Annotated in this window: 20 protein-coding genes; all 20 read left to right on the top strand. The window is 65.8% G+C overall.

The window, feature by feature from the left end:
- Nucleotides 1-201: phage tail tube protein (locus HGO38_RS29740; RefSeq protein ID WP_250959403.1), on the top strand; the 201-nt coding region annotated here is incomplete at its 5' end.
- Nucleotides 201-560 carry a gene transfer agent family protein gene (locus HGO38_RS29735; RefSeq protein ID WP_250959402.1) on the top strand — a complete coding sequence of 120 codons (360 nt, stop codon included), beginning with the start codon at nt 201-203 and terminating at the stop codon, nt 558-560. The genes HGO38_RS29740 and HGO38_RS29735, both read left to right, overlap by 1 nt.
- Entirely contained in the window at nt 557-817 is a 261-nt protein-coding gene (locus HGO38_RS29730) for a rcc01693 family protein (protein ID WP_352230517.1), read from the top strand. Before HGO38_RS29735 ends, HGO38_RS29730 begins: the two co-directional genes overlap by 4 nt.
- A gap of 44 nt (nt 818-861) precedes the next feature.
- Complete coding sequence (locus tag HGO38_RS29725; RefSeq protein WP_250959401.1) at nt 862-1,440, top strand: phage tail tape measure protein; 579 nt, start codon at nt 862-864, stop codon at nt 1,438-1,440.
- A 15-nt stretch (nt 1,441-1,455) separates the two neighbouring features.
- On the top strand, nt 1,456-2,097 hold the full coding sequence (locus HGO38_RS29720; protein WP_250959400.1) for a DUF2460 domain-containing protein: 642 nt from the start codon (nt 1,456-1,458) through the stop codon (nt 2,095-2,097).
- Entirely contained in the window at nt 2,094-2,984 is an 891-nt protein-coding gene (locus tag HGO38_RS29715) for a phage/gene transfer agent baseplate hub protein (protein ID WP_250959399.1), read from the top strand. Before HGO38_RS29720 ends, HGO38_RS29715 begins: the two co-directional genes overlap by 4 nt.
- A complete protein-coding gene (locus HGO38_RS29710; protein ID WP_250959398.1) occupies nt 2,981-3,415 on the top strand; it encodes an NlpC/P60 family protein in 435 nt (144 codons plus the stop codon). Before HGO38_RS29715 ends, HGO38_RS29710 begins: the two co-directional genes overlap by 4 nt.
- Nucleotides 3,416-3,417: 2 nt before the next feature.
- Complete coding sequence (locus HGO38_RS29705) at nt 3,418-7,260, top strand: baseplate multidomain protein megatron (RefSeq protein WP_250959397.1); 3,843 nt, start codon at nt 3,418-3,420, stop codon at nt 7,258-7,260.
- 30 nt (nt 7,261-7,290) lie between these two features.
- Nucleotides 7,291-7,515, top strand: a complete 225-nt coding sequence (locus HGO38_RS29700) for a hypothetical protein (RefSeq protein ID WP_250959396.1) — start codon at nt 7,291-7,293, stop codon at nt 7,513-7,515.
- Between the two features lie 92 nt (nt 7,516-7,607).
- Entirely contained in the window at nt 7,608-7,901 is a 294-nt protein-coding gene (locus HGO38_RS29695; protein ID WP_250959395.1) for a hypothetical protein, read from the top strand.
- A gap of 89 nt (nt 7,902-7,990) precedes the next feature.
- A complete protein-coding gene (locus tag HGO38_RS29690) occupies nt 7,991-8,662 on the top strand; it encodes a response regulator transcription factor (RefSeq protein ID WP_250959394.1) in 672 nt (223 codons plus the stop codon).
- Nucleotides 8,663-8,703: 41 nt separating this feature from the next.
- Entirely contained in the window at nt 8,704-10,110 is a 1,407-nt protein-coding gene (locus HGO38_RS29685; RefSeq protein WP_250959393.1) for a sensor histidine kinase, read from the top strand.
- A 253-nt stretch (nt 10,111-10,363) separates the two neighbouring features.
- The gene (locus tag HGO38_RS29680; RefSeq protein ID WP_250959407.1) at nt 10,364-10,792 is read left to right on the top strand and encodes an RT0821/Lpp0805 family surface protein; all 429 of its coding nucleotides are present in this window, start codon (nt 10,364-10,366) and stop codon (nt 10,790-10,792) included.
- Between the two features lie 118 nt (nt 10,793-10,910).
- Complete coding sequence (ccmI, locus tag HGO38_RS29675) at nt 10,911-12,068, top strand: c-type cytochrome biogenesis protein CcmI (RefSeq protein ID WP_250959392.1); 1,158 nt, start codon at nt 10,911-10,913, stop codon at nt 12,066-12,068.
- Nucleotides 12,065-12,514, top strand: a complete 450-nt coding sequence (gene ccmE, locus HGO38_RS29670) for a cytochrome c maturation protein CcmE (RefSeq protein ID WP_250959391.1) — start codon at nt 12,065-12,067, stop codon at nt 12,512-12,514. The genes ccmI and ccmE overlap by 4 nt, the downstream gene beginning before the upstream one ends.
- The gene (locus tag HGO38_RS29665) at nt 12,511-14,508 is read left to right on the top strand and encodes a heme lyase CcmF/NrfE family subunit (protein ID WP_250959390.1); all 1,998 of its coding nucleotides are present in this window, start codon (nt 12,511-12,513) and stop codon (nt 14,506-14,508) included. Before ccmE ends, HGO38_RS29665 begins: the two co-directional genes overlap by 4 nt.
- A gap of 224 nt (nt 14,509-14,732) precedes the next feature.
- Nucleotides 14,733-15,161 carry a cytochrome c-type biogenesis protein gene (locus HGO38_RS29660; protein ID WP_250959389.1) on the top strand — a complete coding sequence of 143 codons (429 nt, stop codon included), beginning with the start codon at nt 14,733-14,735 and terminating at the stop codon, nt 15,159-15,161.
- Nucleotides 15,162-15,325: 164 nt separating this feature from the next.
- A complete protein-coding gene (locus HGO38_RS29655) occupies nt 15,326-16,900 on the top strand; it encodes a Do family serine endopeptidase (RefSeq protein ID WP_250959388.1) in 1,575 nt (524 codons plus the stop codon).
- A 236-nt stretch (nt 16,901-17,136) separates the two neighbouring features.
- A complete protein-coding gene (locus tag HGO38_RS29650) occupies nt 17,137-17,826 on the top strand; it encodes a response regulator transcription factor (protein WP_284739607.1) in 690 nt (229 codons plus the stop codon).
- 10 nt (nt 17,827-17,836) lie between these two features.
- On the top strand, nt 17,837-19,246 hold the full coding sequence (locus tag HGO38_RS29645) for a sensor histidine kinase (RefSeq protein ID WP_250959405.1): 1,410 nt from the start codon (nt 17,837-17,839) through the stop codon (nt 19,244-19,246).
- The last annotated feature ends 44 nt before the right edge of the window (nt 19,247-19,290 follow it).

Genomic DNA, 19,290 nt, shown 5'->3' with positions numbered 1-19,290 from the left:
GACCAGGCCTCCGACGAACTGCTGCGCGCGGCGTTTTTCAGCGCGGCGATCCTGTCGCTGCAGGTGGTGATCCCGTCGTTCGGCACCGTGACCGGGCCGTTCCAGATTTCGGCGCTCGACTATTCCGGCCAGCATGACGGCGAGCTGCAGTTCGAGATCGCGCTGGAATCGGCCGGCAGCCTGACCTTCGGGGCGGTGTGATGGGCGGCCGGGGGATGGGGAGCCGCGCCAATCGCCATCGCGGCGAGGTGGAGGCGGTGATCGACGGCGAGCGGCGCATCCTGTGCCTGACGCTCGGCGCGCTGGCGGAACTGGAGACGGCCTTTGCAGCGGAAAGCCTCGGCGATCTTGCAAGGCGGTTTTCAACCGGCCAGCTGAAATCGGCGGACATGATCCGCATCCTCGGCGCCGGTTTGCGCGGCGCCGGCAACTGCTTTTCCGATGAGGATGTGGCCGGCATGGCGGTCGAGGGCGGCATCGCCGGCAGCGCCCGCGTGGTCGGCGATCTGCTGACCGTGACCTTTGCCGGCGACGAAAGGGGCAACCGCCCGGACCCTTGAGGGCCGCAGCGGCAGGGGCGATCGGGCGCGGCGACGCGGCCGGACCGGCTCCGATTGCGGGGCAGGACCCTTCACCCTTTCCCTGGGGGCCGGCGCTACATGCCGGGCTCTGCCTGCTGCGGCTTGATCCAGACATTTTCTGGGGGCTCAGCCCACGCGAATTCGCCGCCATGACCGGGGCCTTTGCGCCGCGCGGCGGTCCTCCGCAACGGGCGGAGCTTAACGCGCTGATGGCGCGGTTTCCCGACGAGGCTTGAGGCCAGACAGGGCTTGAGACCCGACAAACCCCAAGGAGCAAAAGATGGACGAGGATGACGGGTTGGCCGTGGCGGTGACGCTCGATGCCAGCGGTGTGACGAGCGTGCTCGACGATCTGGAGGCGCGCTCGCAGCGGTTTGGCCAGGCGCTGACCGGGGCGCTGAAGGGTGCCACGGTGGGCGGCAAGGATCTGGAGCAGACCCTGCGCTCGGTCGGCAACCGGCTCGCCGATATCGCCCTGTCAGCGGGGCTGAAGCCGTTGGAAAGCGGGCTGAGCTCGCTGCTGAGCGGACTGACCGGCAGCCTCGGGTCGCTGTTTGCCTTTGCCGATGGTGGCGTGCCGGGGCGGGTGACGCCGTTTGCCAGCGGCGGCGTGGTCTCGACCCCGACCTATTTCAACATGGGCAGCGATGTCGGCCTGATGGGCGAGGCGGGCTCGGAGGCGATCCTGCCGCTGAAGCGCGGCTCCGACGGGGCGCTGGGCGTCGCCAGCAATGGCGGCAGCGGTACGGTAATCCAGTTCAACGTGACGGCAACGGATGCGGCGAGCTTCAGGAAGAGCGAGGCGCAGATCTCCGCCATGCTGGCCCGCACCGTGCGGCGCGGCCAGCGTAGTCTTTAAGGGAGGAGGCCTGACATGAGCGAGAGTTTTCACGAGGTACGGTTTCCGCTCAGGCTGTCGCTGTCGACCAGCGGCGGGCCGGTGCGGCGCACCGATATCGTCAACCTGTCGAACGGCCGCGAGGCGCGCAACCGGCGCTGGGCGAATTCCCGCCGCGCCTATGACGCCGGATCGGGCGTGCGGTCGCTCAGCGATCTCTACGCGGTGCTGGATTTCTTCGAGGCACGCGGCGGTTCGCATGTCGGCTTCCGGTTCAAGGATCCGGTCGATGGCAGTTCGGCCCGTCCCGGCGTGGCGGTGACGGCGCTCGACCAGCGCATCGGCACAGGCGACGGCGCGACAGCGACCTTCCAGCTGGTCAAGACCTATGGCGATGCGGCGGGCAGCTGGACGCGCACGATCACCAAGCCGGTCGACGGATCGGTGATCGTTTCGGTGGCCGGCACGGTGCTGCCGGCGGGCAGCTACAGCTGTGACACCGCGACAGGGCTGGTGACGCTGGACGAGGAATTTATTCCTCTCTCCGGACAGGTGGTCAGGGCCGGCTTCGAATTCGACGTGCCGGTGCGCTTCGACACCGACCGGCTGGATCTGAATGTCGAGGCCTTCCATGCCGGCCGCATTCCGACCATCCCGCTGCTGGAGATCCTGCCATGAGAGCGATACCGGAGGGACTGGCCGGCCATCTCGCCCAGGACGCGACGACGCTCTGCCATTGCTGGCGGGTGACGCGGCGCGATGGCACGGTGCTGGGCTTTACCGATCACGATCGCGATCTGGTGACGATCGGCACGGTGTTTCAGGCGGCGAGCGGCTTTGCAGCGAGCGACACGGAGGAGGAAGGCGGGCTGTCGGTGCCGACGAGCGAGGTGTCGGGCGGCTTTTCGAGCGCGGCGATTGCCGAGGCCGACCTGATTTCAGGGCGTTATGACGGGGCGCGGGTCGAGGTCTTCCTGGTCAACTGGCAGGCGCCGGGCCAGCATCTGCTGCTGAAGGTGCAGGAGATCGGCGAGGTCAAGCGCGAGGCGGGGCAGTTTTCCGCCGAACTGCGCAGCTTTGCCCATAGGCTGACCCAGGAGCAGGGGCGGATTTTCAGCCGGCGCTGCGACGCGGCGCTGGGCGACGCGCGCTGCGGCGTCGATCTCGAGGCGCCGGGGCGCAGCGCTGACGGCGTCGTGACGGCGGTCGAGGCCGGCGACCGGATTGTTGTCTCGGGACTTTCCGGCTTTGCCGAGGGCTATTTTCGCCATGGGCGGCTGACGGTGACGGGTGGCGGCAATGTTGGTGTGACGGCGGATATCGACGACAGCAGGGCGACGGGCAGCGGCATGTTGCTGGTGCTGTGGCTGCCCTTGGAAACGCTGCCGGAACCGGGCGATGCGGTGCGGGTGACGGTCGGCTGCGACAAGGCTTTTGTCACCTGCCGCGAAACCTTTGCCAACCAGGTCAATTTCCGCGGCTTCCCCCATATGCCGGGCAGCGACTTTGCCTATTCCTATGCGGATGGCGAAACCACCCATGACGGATCGGTGCTGTTCGAATGAGCGCGATCGGGCCAAAAGTGCTGGCCGCGGCCCAGCCTTGGATCGGCACGCCCTATCGCCATCAGGCCTCAAAGTGCGGCGTCGGCTGCGATTGTCTCGGGCTGGTGCGCGGCATCTGGCGGGATCTCTACGGCGAGGAGCCGGAACTGCCGCCGCCCTATGCGCCGGACTGGGCTGAGCGCAGCGGCGAGGACCGGCTGATCGCCGCCGCCGAGCGGCATTTTTTCAAGGTCGCGGGGATGGGTGCGGCGGAGCCGGGCGATCTGCTGCTGTTTCGCTTCCGCCCCCATTATGCCGCCAAGCATGCCGGCATCCTGGCCGGGCCGGAGCATTTCATCCACGCCTATGAGCAGGCCGCGGTGATCCGCTCAGTGCTGGTGCCGGCCTGGCGCCGCCGGGTGGTCGGCGTCTATCGTTTTCCGGAGATCTGAGCATGGCAACCCTTCTCTTCCAGGCGGCCGGTGCGGCCCTTGGCGGCATCTTCGGCCCGGTCGGCGCGATGATCGGCCGGGCGGCAGGCGCTTTGGCCGGCAATACCATCGACCGCAGCCTGATCGGCGGTTCGACGGTGTCCGGCTCGCGCCTGTCGACGGCCCGCATTCCCGGCGCCAGCGAGGGCACGGCGATCAACCGGCTCTATGGCACGGCGCGCATCGGCGGCACGCTGATCTGGGCGACGCGGTTTGAAGAAGAGGTGACGACCGAGCGCTCCGGCAGCAAGGCGAGCGGATCCAAGGTCAAGACCTACAACTATTTCGCCAATATCGCCCTCGGCCTCTGCGAAGGGCCGGTCGCCTCGGTCCGCCGCGTCTGGGCCGACGGGCAGGAAATCGACCTGACCGAGGTCGAGATGCGGTTTTATCGCGGCAGCGAGACGCAAGGCCCCGATCCGCTGATCGAGGCCAAGCAGGGCGAGGGCCGGGCGCCGGCCTATCGCGGGCTTGCCTATGTGGTGTTCGAACGGCTGCCGCTCGACACGTTCGGCAACCGCATTCCGGTTCTGCAATTCGAGGTGCTACGGCCGGTCGGGCGGCTGGAACGGCAGATCCGGGCGATCACGCTGATCCCTGGCGCCACCGAACATGGCTATGCCACCACGGCGGTCAGCGAGAAGACCGGAGAGGGCAGCGCCCGTATCGTCAACCGCAACACGCTGACGGCGACGACCGACTGGCAGGCGGCGCTCGACGAGCTGCAGGCGCTCTGCCCCAATCTTGAGCATGTGGCGCTGGTGGTCAGCTGGTTCGGCACGGACCTGCGCGCCGAACAGTGCCGGATCGTGCCGGGCGTCGAAGTGGCCAGCCGCGACAGTGAAAGCCGGCGTTGGCGGGTCTGCGGTATCGCGCGTAATGCGGCGCATGTCGTCAGCCAGAGCAACGGTGGACCGGCCTATGGCGGCACGCCGGACGATGCAAGCGTCATCGAGGCGATCGCCGATCTGAAGGCGCGCGGGCTAAAAGTCTTTCTCTATCCCTTCGTGATGATGGACATACCAGTCGGCAATGGACTGCCCGATCCCTATGGCGCGGACGAGCAGGCAAGCTATCCCTGGCGCGGCCGCATCACCTGCCATCCGGCACCGGGCCGTCCCGGAAGTCCGGACCGGTCGGCCGCAATCGGCGCGGCGGTCGAGAGCTTTTGCGGCGCGGCCGAGGCCGGCGATTTCACCGTGTCGGGCACAACGGTGACCTTCAACGGCAACGATGAGGGCTACCGCCGCCTGGTGCTGCACTATGCCCTGCTGGCGCAGGCGGCGGGCGGTGTCGACGGCTTCATCATCGGCTCGGAACTGCGCGGCCTGACGACCCTGCGCGACGGGGCGGACGGCTTTCCCTTCGTGACGCGGCTGGGGAGCCTTGCCGAAGACGTGCGGGCCATTCTCGGCGACACGACCCAGCTGACCTATGGCGCCGACTGGAGCGAATATTTCGGCTATCAGCCGCAGGACGGTTCGGGCGACGTCTATTTCCATCTCGATCCGCTCTGGGCCAATCCGGCCATCGATGCGGTCGGCATCGACAATTACATGCCGCTCGCCGACTGGCGGGACGCGGACCTGAGCATGGCCAATCCGGATGGCTTTCGCATTGCCGACGATGTTGCTGCCATGCGCGGCCAGATCGCCGCAGGCGAGGGGTTCGACTGGTATTATGCAAGTGCTGCCGATCGCGACAGCCGGACGCGGTCGGCGATCACCGATGGTCTGGCCGGCAAGCCCTGGGTCTATCGCACTAAGGATATCGAGGGCTGGTGGAGCAACCGGCATTATGATCGCAGCGGCGGGGCGGAAAGTGCAACGCCGAGTGCCTGGCTGCCGCGCATGAAGCCGGTCTGGCTGACCGAGCTTGGCTGCCCGGCGGTCGACAAGGGAGCCAACCAGCCGAATGTCTTCGTCGATCCGAAATCGGCGGAAAATGCCCTGCCGTATTTCTCCTCCGGCCAGCGCTCCGACAGTATGCAGCGGCGCTTTCTGGAGGCCCATCACGGCTGGTGGAGCGGCACACAGGCACCGGACGGCATGGTCGATCCCGAGCGGATCTTTGTCTGGACCTTTGACACCCGGCCCTATCCGGCCTTTCCGCAGGATCTCGACATCTGGGCCGACGGCGACAATTGGCGAAGCGGTCATTGGCTGAACGGGCGGCTCGGAACCGCGACGCTCGCCGATACGATATCGGGCATTCTCGACGACCATGGTTTCCAGGATTACGACGTGTCGGCGGTCAGCGGCGATCTCGGCGGTTATGTGCAGGGCGAGGTGACCTCGGCGCGCAGCCTGATCGAGCCGCTGATCGATGCCTTCCAGATCGACGTGATCGAGGACGGCGGCACGCTGGTGTTCCGCTCGCGCGCCAAGGCGAGCCTGCCGGCCACCGCGCTTGCCGTGCTGGCCGATCGCGACGACGCGCCGCTGTGGAGCGAGACGCGCGGTCATGACAGCGATTTTGCCGGCGAGGCGATCCTCTCCTTCTACGACATGGCGCAGGACTATGAGGCGGGCAGCGCCCGCTCGCGCCGCGTCGCCGCCGCATCGAGCCGGGTGCTGAGCCTCGATCTGCCGGCCGTGATGACGGAGGCCGAGGCGCTGGTGGCGGCCGAAGGACGGCTGCGCGACCACCGCATCGCAAGGCGAACGGTGGACCTGTCGATCGGGCCTTCGGAGCTTGCACTGCAGCCGGGCGATGTGGTGACCGTGGCGGACGGGCCGCAGGGCCGGTTTCTGGTGACCAAGATCGAGGATGGCGACCTGCGGCAGCTGGCGCTGCGCGAATTTTCAGCCGGCGTGCCGACGGCTGTTGCCGAGACGAGCAGCAGCCGACGCAGTGCCAGCCGGGCGGCCGAGGCCTATGCGCCGGTCGTGCGCCTGCTCGATCTGCCACGTTATCAGACCGGCAATGAGACGGATTTTGCCTGTGCGGCCGTGCTGTCGAAACCCTGGCGGCGCACGGTGCTGTCGTCGTCGGCCGAGAGCGAGGCCTATCAGACGCGGCTGGTGCTGGAGCGGCCGGCGGTGCTGGGCGTGCTGACGCAGCCGCTCTTGCCCGGCGTGTCTGGACGGTTCGACCGGGCCAACACGATCGAGGCGGATCTCTTCCATGGCGAACTGGCCTCGGCGTCGCGGCTGGCAGTGCTGAACGGCGCCAACCGTCTGGCGCTGCGGGCTGCCAACGGTGCCTTCGAGGTGATCGGCTTTGCGCAGGCGCAGGAGACCGCGGCCGATCATTGGCAGGTCTCGACGCTGCTGCGCGGGCTCGGCGGCAGCGAGGACGCCATGCGATCCGGCGCGGTCGCCGGGGCCGAGATCGTGCTGCTCGATGCCGCGGTCAAGCCGCTCGGGCTATCATCCCAGGAGGCCGGGCTTTCGCTCAACTGGATCGCCGAGGCGGCCGGCACCGGCCTGCCGGCCAGCGGGCCTTTTGTGTTTTCCGGCGGAACGCGGGCGCGAACGCCGCTCGCGCCGGTGCATCTGCGCGGCGCCAGAGGAGCCGACGGCGCGATCCGGCTGACCTGGATCCGCCGCGGCCGGATCGATGCCGACAGCTGGCTGCAGGCGGAAATTCCGCTCGACGAGGAGGTGGAGCGCTACCGGCTGCGGATCCTCGACGATGGCGCCATCCGCCGCAGCATCGAGGTGACGGAACCGGCCTATCTCTATGACCAGACCCAGGAAATCGCCGATTTCGGCAGCCTGCAGCCAAGCCTTGCCGTGACCGTCTGCCAGATCGGCCGCGGCATTGCCGAGGGCATCGAGGCGCAGGCGGTGCTCACACTTTGACGTCAACACAAACGGGAAAAGGAGACTGTCATGCAGGACTTGAAATTATGGTATCAGTCGAAAACCATCTGGGGCGCGCTGGTGGCGGTCGCTTCGTCGCTGCTGGGGCTTGCCGGCGTGCATTTGGGACTTGACGAGCAGGGCGATCTTGCCGACCTTCTGGTCGGGCTTGGTGGTTCGCTGGGCGGATTGCTGGCGCTTTACGGTCGCATTTCGGCCAAAACCGGCATTGTCCAACGGTCTCGCAGCGAATGACAGCGGCATATGCGGTGGCATTCATTTGCCATTCAGATGCTGTCCGGTAAAGATCGACCATAGAAATGGCGTAGCGGAAGAAGTAAAACCTCATGGCATCATCCCTGATCATAGCGAGCATCGCAGCCGGCCTGGCCGGATCTCCGATGCCGGATGCCGTAGCCTTTGCGCAAGCCTTGCCGGTGGTTCGGGTGCAGGCCCAGGGCAACAACAAGAACCGCAACGATGGCGGCGACTGCCGGGCAGCCGTCGCCCAGGCGCTGCAGCAGTCCGGCGGCACCCTGCTGTCGGTCCGGCCCTCCGGCGGACAATGCCTGGTCACGGTGCTGATCCCCGGCAAGGGCAATGCCCGACCGCGCAAGGAAACCATTCCGGTGCCGCGCTGAGCGGAAGGATGAGCTGAGCGCGACACGACAGCTTTGCTGGCAGGCCTCACGAGAAGGCCGGGACTTAAGACATGGGGAGAACGGGGTAAATGCGGATTCTGGTCGTCGAGGACGATGTCAACCTGAACCGGCAACTGGTCGAGGCCCTGCAGGAGGCCGGCTATGTCGTCGATCGCGCCATGGACGGCGAAGAGGGTCATTTTCTCGGCGATACCGAGCCTTATGATGCTGTCATCCTCGACATCGGCCTGCCGGAAATGGACGGCATCACCGTGCTGGAAAAATGGCGGGCCGGCGGCCGGGTGATGCCGGTGCTGATTCTGACGGCCCGCGACCGCTGGAGCGACAAGGTCTCCGGCATCGACGCCGGCGCCGACGATTACGTCACCAAGCCGTTCCATGTCGAGGAAGTGCTGGCGCGCATCCGCGCCCTGATCCGCCGCGCCGCCGGCCATGCCTCGTCGGAAATCGTCTGCGGCCCGGTCAGGCTTGACACCAAGGCATCGAAGGCGACGGTCAATGGCACGACGCTGAAACTGACCTCCCATGAATTCCGGCTGCTGTCCTATCTGATGCACCACATGGGCGAGGTGGTGTCGCGCACTGTGCTGGTCGAGCATATGTACGACCAGGATTTCGACCGCGATTCCAACACGATCGAGGTCTTTGTCGGGCGGCTGCGCAAGAAGATCGGCATGGACATGATCGAGACCGTGCGCGGTCTCGGCTACCGGATCAAGGCGCCGGCCGATGCGCGCTAGCGCGACCCTTCTGGGTCTGCCGCCGGATGTCGTGAGCTAGAATGGCGATCGGTCCCCGCTCCGTTACCGTCCGGGTTCTGCTGCTGGCGACCGTCTGGTCTGCCGCCGCATTGGTGACGATCGCGGTCGTCATCTCGGCGCTCTACCGGCAGGGTGCCGAGCGCGCCTTCAACGATCTGCTGCGCGCCCAGCTCTACAACGTCATCAATTCGGTCTCGATCGGCGACGGCGACAGCCTGTCGGGCAGTCCGTCGCTCGGCGATCTGCGGTTTTCGCAGCCGGAGACCGGCTGGTACTGGCTGGTCGAGCCGCTCGGCAATTTTGCCGCAGCCCCCATGGCCTCGACCTCGCTCGGAACCGCCAACCTGCCGGTGCCGAGCACCGAGGAGACGCCGTTCGACCAGAGCTATGAGCGCTTCTACGGCATGACAGACGAATTCGGCAACCGGTTGCGGGTCGCCGAAACCGAAGTCATCCTCGACGGGGACGGCCGGGCGGCGCGGTTTCGCGTCTCCGGCAACCTGATCTCGGTGGAGGAGGAAATCCAGGCCTTCTCGCGGCGGCTTTATGCAGCGCTTGCGGTGTTCGGCTTCGGCGGGCTGCTGGTCAACGGGCTGGCCATTCTCTACGGGTTGAAGCCGCTCGACCGCGCCCGGCGGGCGCTGGAGGCGATCCGCGGCGGCGAGGCGGAACGCATCGAGGGGCAGTTCCCGCGCGAGATCGAGCCGCTGGCCAACGAGATCAACGCCCTGATCGACAGCAATCGCCGCATCGTCGAACGGGCCCGCATGCAGGTCGGCAATCTCGCCCATTCCCTGAAGACGCCGATCGCCGTGCTGTTGAACGAATCGCGGGCCCTCGAAAAGCCGCATGGCGAGGTGGTCAAATCCCAGGCCGAGGCCATGCAGGCGCAGGTCGCCTCCTATCTCAACCGCGCCCGCATCGCCGCCCAGCGCGAATCGGTGCTGGCGCGCTGCGAGGCCGATCCGGTTCTGGAACGGCTGACGCGGGTGATGCGGCGGCTGAACCCCGACAAGGAGTTCGAGCTGAACGTGTCGGCGCCCGGACTGGCTTTCGCCATGGAGCAGCAGGATCTGGAAGAGACCCTCGGCAATCTCCTGGAGAATGCCGGACGGTATGCGGCCTCACGCGTGACGGTGACGGTTGGCGTGGCGGCCCCCGGCGACGAGGGCCTCGATCCCGCCCGCCGCCAGTGGATCGAGGTGACGGTCGAGGACGACGGACCGGGACTGGAGCCGGACCAGATCGTCGAGGCGCTGAAACGCGGCCGAAGGCTCGATGAAAGCAAGCCCGGCACCGGCCTTGGCCTGTCGATCGTCAAGGAGATTTCCACCGAATACCAGGGCGCCTTCGGCCTGTCGCGCGCCGCCTGCGGCGGGCTCAGGGCACGGCTTCTGCTGCCGGGGGTCTCAAGGGATGTCGCATGAGATCGCGGGCCGGTAATCTCGCGAGGTCAGGCCTTATGCCACAGGCGTTGCAGCCGAGATCGCGGATGGCTGTTGCAGCTTGGACGCGTTCGGTGAATTCTTTCTCCGCAAGGGCCTTAATTTCCGTCCTATTTATCGATTCGCACGCTAATATGCGCAAAAGAGAGACAGTCACAATGATGCCACGTGCGTGCAGCAGCAGTAGGGTTCCATTTGAATGATCGATACTTCAGGCTCTATTCGGACCTACCCGATGATTGTTTCCGTGACCCGTCGCTCGGTGGCCGTCGGGCTGAGTGCCCTGCTTCTGTCCGCCTGCACCACCAATAGCGGCGGCAGCCGGTCCGGGCTGCTGTCCTCCGGCGGCTCCAACGCCTCGGCCGTCTATATCACGGCGCTGCAGGGCGGCATCGTGTCGCGCAGCGCGGTCGAGCTGAGTTCCAGCGAAAAGCAGCGCGCGCTCGAGGCCGAGTATCGGGCGCTCGAAGCAGCCCCCGGCGGGCAGCCGGTGATCTGGACCGGCCGCAATGTCAGCGGCCAGGTGGTCGCCTCGGCGCCCTACCAGGTCGGCGCGCAGAATTGCCGGCAATATTCCCACAAGCTGAACGACGGCGGCCGCCAGACCGAGGCCCGCGGCACCGCCTGCCGCAATGCCAATGGCACCTGGACCCCCTTGACTTAAGTCAAGGCTGGCCGACTGATCGAGACGTAGAGCATTCCGTGCGGCCAAACGCCTCAAATTCGCGTCATCGGCCGTTTGCCGGTTGGATTGTCCAGCCGGGTACAGTATTTGGGCGCTTATGTTGTTCTGGATCGTCATCGCCGTCTTAACGTTTGTCGTCGCCCTTGCGCTCATGCTGCCTTTGATGCGAGCGGGGGTGACCGTATCCGCCGGCGACGAGGGCGAGGCGGCGGTCTATCGCGACCAGCTGCAGGAGCTGGAGCGCGACAAGGCGCTCGGGCTGATTTCCGACCAGGACTCATCCTATGCCAGGGCCGAGATCGGCCGCAGGCTGCTGGCGGCGTCCGCCGCGCCGACCGGCCTGACGGATGCTCCGGTGGCACCGCGCAGCCATCCGCTGGCGCAGCTTTTCATCTGTCTCTGTCTTCCCGCCATTGGCCTCGGCCTCTATCTGACGACCGGCAGCCCCGACATGCCGTCGCAGCCGCTGGCCGCACGGCTTGAAAATCCCGGCGGCAATCTCGACCTGCTGGTCGCCAAGGTGGAACGGCATCTGGCCGCAAATCCCGATGATGGGTCCGGTTGGGACGTCCTGGCGCCGATCTATTTCAAGAGCCAGCGTCTTGGCGACGCGGAACTGGCCTATCGCAACGCCATCCGGCTGAACGGCGCAAGCCCGGAGCGGCTGGGCGGCCTTGGCGAAACGCTGATCGCCAGCAACGAGGGCATCGTCACCGATGACGCCCGGTCCGCCTTCGAGGCGGCGCTGCGGCTGCAGGCCGACAATCCGCGCGCCGACTTCTATCTGGCGCTGGCCGAGGAGCAGGCCGGCAAGCGCGCCGAGGCCCTGGCGGCGTTCAAGGCCTTGGCCGAACGGTCGCCACCCGGCGCCCCATGGCTGGACCTGGTTAACCAGCATATCGCCGCCAACGGCGGCGAGGCGGATGTGGCTGCGGCCACGCCTGCCAATCCCAATGCGCCGGGCAATCCGAGCGCTGCCGACGTGGCGGCGGCAGAGGGTATGGCGACCGGCGACCGCATGGCGATGATCCGCGGCATGGTCGACGGCCTTGACCAGAAGCTCAAGGAAGACCCTAATAATTTCGAGGGATGGATGCGGCTGGTGCGCTCCTATGCCATGCTGAAGGAGCCGGACCGCGCTGTCGGCGCCCTGAAGGCGGGCCTTGTCGCCTTTCCGGCCGACGGAGAGCAGGGCAAGACACTGATCGCTTCGGCCCGCGAACTGGGACTGCCTGTGGAGGAGGCACTGAAATGACCCGCAAACAGAAACGTCTCGCCGTGATTGCCGGCGGTATGGGCTTCATCCTTGCCGCCGTCCTGCTGGTCATGTTCGCCTTCGGCCAGGCGGTCGCCTATTTCTACATGCCGTCCGACATCGCCAAGATGCCGATCGACCCGGGAACCCGCATCCGGCTCGGCGGCCTGGTGGCCGAGGGATCCGTGGTGCGCGGCGAGGGCTCGACGGTGAAATTTTCCGTGACCGACGGGTCGAGCACGGTGCCGGTCACCTATGTCGGCATCCTGCCCGACCTGTTTCGCGAGGGGCAGGGCGTGGTGACCGAGGGTGTCTTCGAGAGCGGTTCGACGGTGTTTGCCGCCGATACGGTGCTGGCCAAGCATGACGAGAACTACATGCCGAAGGAAGTCGCCGATCGTCTGAAGAAGGACGGCGTCTGGCAGGGCGAGGAGGCCACCCAATGATCATCGAGCTCGGGCACTATGCGCTGGTGCTGGCGCTGGCAGCGACCGTCGTTCTGTCGATCCTGCCGATGATCGGCGCGCGGCGCGGCGATGCGGCGCTGATGGCCATCGGCACGACCGGCACGCTGGTGCAGTTCGCGCTCGTGGCCTTTTCCTTCGGCGTCTTGACCTATGCCTACATGGTCTCCGACTTCTCGGTGCTGAACGTCTGGCAGAATTCCCACTCGCTGATGCCGGCGATCTACCGGTTTTCCGGCGTGTGGGGCAATCATGAAGGCTCGATGCTGCTGTGGCTCTTGATCCTGACGCTGTTCAGCGCCATGGTCGCCGTGTTCGGCACCAATCTGCCCGATCGCCTCAAGGCCAATGTGCTGGGCGTGCAGGCCTGGATCAGCGGCGCCTTCATCCTGTTCATCCTGTTGACCTCCAACCCCTTTGCGCGTCTCAGCCCCGTGCCGGCCGAAGGGGAAGATCTGAACCCGGTGCTGCAGGATATTGGCCTCGCCATCCATCCGCCGCTGCTCTATCTCGGCTATGTCGGTTTTTCCGTCTGTTTCTCGTTCGCCGTCGCGGCATTGATCGACGGGCGCATCGATGCCGCCTGGGCGCGCTGGGTGCGGCCCTGGACGCTGGCCGCCTGGACGTTTCTCACCGCCGGCATCGCCATGGGCTCCTACTGGGCCTATTACGAACTCGGCTGGGGCGGCTGGTGGTTCTGGGACCCGGTCGAAAACGCCTCCTTCATGCCGTGGCTGGCCGGCACCGCCCTTCTGCATTCGGCGCTGGTGATGGAAAAGCGCGAGGCGCTGAAGATCTGGACGGTGCTGCTGGCGATCCTCACCTTTTCGCTGTCGCTGCTCGGCACCTTCCTGGTGCGCTCCGGCGTACTGACCTCGGTGCATGCCTTTGCCACCGATCCGAGCCGCGGCATCTTCATTCTGTGCATCCTGACCTTCTTCATCGGCGGCGCGCTGACGCTGTTTGCCTTCCGCGCGCCGCTGCTCAAAGCCGGCGGACTGTTCGCACCGATCTCGCGCGAAGGCGCGCTGGTGCTCAACAACCTGATCCTGACCGTGTCGGCAGCGACCGTTCTGATCGGCACGCTGTATCCGCTGCTGCTCGAAACCCTGACCGGCGAGAAGATCTCGGTCGGCGCGCCGTTCTTCAACCTGACCTTCGGCCTTTTGATGGTGCCACTGCTGGTCGCAATGCCGTTCGGACCGCTTTTGGCCTGGAAGCGCGGCGATCTGCTGGGCGCGCTGCAGCGGCTCTATGTGGCGGCGGGACTGGCGCTGGTGGCCGGCCTGACGCTGTTTTATATCGAGAATGGCGGTCCGGTCATGGCCATTCTCGGCATGGCGGCGGGCTTCTTCCTGATGTTCGGCGCCATCACCGATCTGTGGTACCGCGCCGGTTTCAACAAGCAGAGCTGGTCGATCGGCTTTCGCCGGCTGCGCGGTCTGCCGCGTTCGGCTTTCGGCACGGCGCTCGCCCATTTCGGTTTCGGCGTGACGGTTCTCGGCATTGTGGCGGTGACCACGTTCGAAACCGAGACGGTCGTCGAGATGAAGCAGGGCGCAACCGTCGAGGCCGGCGGCTATTCGATCACCTTCGACGGGCTGCGATCCTTCACCGGCCCGAACTACACCGAGGACCGCGGCCACTTCAACCTGAGCCTGGATGGCAAGTCGGTCGGCGATGTCTGGTCGTCGAAGCGCCTCTATACGGCGCGCCGCATGCCGACCACCGAGGCCGGTATCCGCACCTTCGGGACAAACCAGCTCTATATCTCGCTCGGCGACGGCATGGCCGACGGCGGCATGGTCGTTCGGATCTGGTGGAAGCCGTTCATCCTGTGCATCTGGCTGGGCGCGCTTGTCATGATGACCGGCGGCTTCGTTTCGCTCAGCGACCGGCGCCTGCGGGTCGGCGCGCCGACAAGGCGGGCCAAGGCGGTAAAGACGATGCCGGCCGGGCTGGAGGCTGCGGAGTGAAAAACAAGACCCTCTCTGGCCTGCCGGCCATCTCCCCCACAAGGGGGGAGAAGACCTGTGGCAGCCCGCTGCCATTTTTCTCCATGCAGAGATTGTTGGAAACAAGATTTGGGTTCGCCAGCGCCCGCGCGGCGGCGGCTCCGGCGTCTCTCCCCCCTTGTGGGGGAGATGGCCGGCAGGCCAGAAGGGGTCTTTTTAAGCTTAGAGCCTCACTTCTGTCGGCCATGCTTCTATTCACCCCCCTTGCCGCGCACGCCGTCAATCCCGACGAAATCCTCGCCGATCCGAAACTCGAGGAGCGGGCCCGCAATCTCTCGGCGCAATTGCGCTGCATGGTCTGCCAGAACCAGTCGATCGACGACAGCAATGCGGAACTGGCGCGCGACCTGCGGCTGATCGTGCGCCAGCGCATCGTCGATGGCGACAGCGACCAGGACGTCATCCAGTATGTGGTATCGCGTTACGGCGAATTCGTGCTGTTGAAGCCGCGCGTCAGTGCCAAGACGATCGCGCTCTGGGGCACGCCGGTGGTCATGCTGCTGATCGGCCTTGCGGTCATGGTGGGCTTTGCGCGCCGCAGGAACCGCCGGCCGGCCACCGCGGTGCTGACCCCGGACGAAGAGGCCCGTCTCGAAAAACTGCTCGACAAGTAAATCGAGCATTCGTCGCGGGCATTTCCGTTTCTTTTCAAAGATTACCAAATATTCATGCAGCGGACAGTTCATAGTAAGGTGCTGTCCCTTATACCTTCATCATCCACCGCTTCCCGGCCGGTTCCCCCGGCTTCCAGTCAGCAGCAGATATGAAGGTACAGTCCATGTTCTACAACAAAAACGACCGTTCTCCGCTCAAGTCCATCCTCAAGAATTCCACCGCGGCGGGTCTGGCGGCGCTCATGTTGACCGCGACCCTGCCGGCCATGATCACGCCTGCCTATGCACAGGCCGTCACCGTCGTCGCCCCGCAGGTGCCAAGCTTTGCCGATGTCGTCGAAGCCGTGTCTCCGGCCGTGGTCTCCGTCCGCGTTCAGTCCGACGTGCAGCCGGCATCGGACGAAAGCGGCTTCAACTTCGGCTTCGGCGGTCGCGATTTCGACGAGTTGCCGGACGATCATCCGCTGAAGCGCTTCTTCAAGGAATTCGGCGCTCCGGGACAGGAAGGTCGCGGTCCTGAGGGCCATGCCATGCGTCCGCCGCGCGACGGTGGTCCGGAACGCCATGGCAAGCTTCGCCCGACCTCGCAGGGCTCCGGCTTCTTCATCTCCAAGGACGGCTATATCGTCACCAACAACCACGTGGTGTCGGACGGCTCCGCCTTTACCGTTGTGATGAACGACGGCACCGAGCTTGACGCCAAGCTGATCGGCAAGGACAGCCGCACCGATCTGGCCGTGCTCAAGGTCGACGAACCCAAGCGCGCCTTCACCTATGTCGAGTTCGCGGAAGAAGCCGACGTGCGCGTCGGCGACTGGGTCGTGGCTGTCGGCAACCCCTTCGGTCTCGGCGGCACGGTCACGGCCGGCATCGTCTCGGCCCGCGGCCGCGACATCGGCTCCGGTCCCTATGACGATTACATCCAGATCGACGCAGCGGTGAACCGCGGCAATTCCGGCGGTCCGGACTTCAACCTGTCCGGCAAGGTGGTCGGCATCAACACCGCGATCTTCTCGCCGTCCGGCGGCAATGTCGGCATCGCCTTTGCTATTCCGGCCTCTGTCGCCAAGGACGTCATCTCCGAACTGATGAAGTCCGGCTCGGTCAATCGCGGCTGGCTCGGCGTGCAGATCCAGCCGGTTACCAAGGACATCGCCGACTCGCTCGGCCTGGCGGAAGCCAGCGGCGCGCTGGTTGTCGCCCCGCAGGCGGGTTCCCCCGGCGAAAAGGCCGGCATCAAGCAGGGTGACGTGGTGACCGCCGTCAATGGCGAAACCGTCAAGGATCCCCGCGACCTCGCCAAGCGGATCGCCGCCTATGCACCGGGTACCAAGGTCGATGTGTCCCTGTGGCGTGCCGGCAAGGCAACCTCGGTCAAGGTCGATCTCGGCCAGCTGCCGAACGAGCAGGAAATGGCCAATTCCAGCGGCCAGGCGCCGACCGAAGAGGAAGGCACCGCGACCGAACAGGCGCTGGCCAATCTCGGCATGAGCGTCACCCCGGCCGAAGACGGCAAGGGCCTGACGATCGTCGAGGTCGATCCGGACTCGGATGCTGCCGACAAGGGTCTGAAGGCCGGCGAGAAGATCACCTCGGTCAACAACCAGGATGTCGCAACGGCGTCTGAGATCACCAAGGTCATCGACCAGGCCAAGAAGGACGGCCGCACCAAGGCGCTGTTCCAGATCGAATCCGACAGCGGCAGCCGCTTCGTGGCCCTTCCGATCAGCCAGGGTTGATTGGTTTGCCCATTCAACCGGGTTGAATGGCTCCGTCCATTCAACAGGGCTGATTGGGCACGCCCCATTCAGCCGGGCTGATTGAGCTCTGCGCATCATGAAGGGGCGCCGCGGGCCGGACCGATCCGGAACGCGGCGCCCCTTTTCTCATCGAAGAGGAGCGGATAATGGGTTCCCCATCCCAACAATCTGTGAAGCCGGGCATTTCCGGTTGTACGGATGGCGTGGCCGGCGATATGGTCCCGCACATGAAGATACTGGTGATTGAAGACGATCTGGAAGCCGCCGCCTATATGACCAAGGCGTTTCGCGAGGCGGGCATTGTGGCCGATCACGCCAGCGACGGCGAAAGCGGCCTCTTCATGGGCTCGGAAAACAGCTATGACGTGATGGTCATCGACCGCATGCTGCCGCGCCGCGACGGATTGTCCGTCATCAGCGAGCTGCGCAAGCGCGCCATCAACACGCCGGTGCTGATTCTCTCGGCGCTCGGACAGGTCGACGACCGCGTCACGGGGCTCAGAGCCGGCGGCGACGACTATCTGCCAAAACCCTACGCCTTTACCGAACTGCTGGCCCGTGTCGAGGTGCTCGGCCGCCGCAAGGGCACGCCGGAACAGGACATGGTCTACCGGGTCGGCGATCTGGAACTCGACCGGCTGTCCCACGAGGTGCGCCGCGGCGGCAAGGATATTCCCCTGCAGCCGCGCGAATACCGGCTGCTGGAATATCTGATGAAGAATGCCGGGCAGGTGGTGACCCGCACCATGCTGCTGGAAAATGTCTGGGACTACCATTTCGACCCGCAGACCAATGTCATCGACGTGCATGTGTCGCGGCTTCGCTCGAAGATCGAGAAGGATTTCGACCGGCCGCTGCTCAAAACCGTGCGTGGCGCCGGCTACATGATCAAGGACGAGGGCTAGCGTGCGCTCCATGGTCCGGTTCGGCGTCCTGTTCAAGTCGACGGCGGTTCGCCTGTCGGCGCTCTACATCATCCTGTTTGCCCTCTGCGCCGCCTTCCTGGTGTTCTATGTCACGGCGCTGTCAGAGCGGCTGCTCAACCAGCAGACCCGCGACAGCCTGCAGCAGGAGGTCTCGGAGGTTCAGGCCTCTTATGAACGCGGCGGCATGAACCTGCTGCTGCGCACGCTGGATCGCCGCGCCCGTCAGCCCGGCGCCAATCTCTATGTGATCGCCTCGCCGACCGGCGAAATCCTCGCCGGCAATGTCGCCTCGGTCGAACCCGGTGTGTTCGACGAGGAAGGCTGGACGGATTTCCCCTTTCGCTACGAGCGCTATTCCGACAGCGGCGCGGTGCGCCAGCACCTGGCGATCGCGCATGTGTTTCTCCTCGACAACAGCCTGCGGGTGCTGATCGGCCGCGACCTCGGCGAGCCGGCAAAATTCCGGCTGCTGGTGCGCAAGGCGCTGATGGTGGCGCTGGCGATCATGGGCGCCGGCGCGGTGATCATCTGGTTCGCGATCGGCCGAAATGCCCTGAAGCGCATCGATCGCGTCTCGGCCGCCAGCAAGAAGATCATGGCCGGCGATCTGTCGCAGCGCCTGCCGGTCAGCGGTTCGGGCGACGAATTCGACCGGTTGTCCTTGTCGTTGAACGAGATGCTGGGCCGCATCGAAAAGCTCAACGAGGGGCTGCGGCAGGTCTCCGACAATATCGCCCATGACCTGAAGACGCCGCTGACCCGGCTGCGCAACAAGGCGGCCGATGCGCTGGAGGAAGACGATGTCGCAACCCGGCGCGCAGCGCTGGAAGGCATCATCGTCGAATCCGACCAGCTCATCCGCACCTTCAACGCGCTTTTGATGATTTCCCGCGTCGAGGCGGGATCGATCGCCGCCGAACTCTCCGACGTCGATGTCTCGGCCATCGCCGCCGACAGCGCCGAGCTGTACGAGCCGGCGGCCGACGAGGCGGGGCAGGCGCTGGCGACATCCGTCGAAACGGGCATCATCGTTCGGGGAAACCGCGAACTGATCGGCCAGGCGATTTCCAACCTGCTCGACAATGCCATCAAATATGCCGGCGGCGTTGAGGGCCGTCCGGAAATTCGTTTGACGGTTGCCCGCCACGGGGGCGAGGTTCGCCTGACGGTGGCCGACAACGGTCCCGGCATTCCGGCCGATCGCCGCGAGGATGCCGTCAAACGCTTCGTGCGGCTTGATGAAAGCCGCTCGAAACCGGGCACCGGCCTCGGCCTGTCGCTGGTCGAGGCGATCATGGCGCTGCATGGCGGCCGCCTCGACCTGGCCGATACGGTGCCGGGCCGCGAAGCCCAGCGCGGGCTTTCGGCCACCATGGTCTTTCCGGCCCAGACGGCCTAACCTGAGACTGGCCCGGCGTTTGAGATTCGGCAACGGACGTCAGC

Origin of the sequence: Rhizobium sp. CG5 (genome assembly GCF_023701945.1) — a bacterium.
In the GTDB taxonomy this organism is placed as follows: domain Bacteria; phylum Pseudomonadota; class Alphaproteobacteria; order Rhizobiales; family Rhizobiaceae; genus Allorhizobium.
Note: the sequence above shows the minus strand (reverse complement) of the source record. Positions and strands in the feature narration are given on the sequence as shown.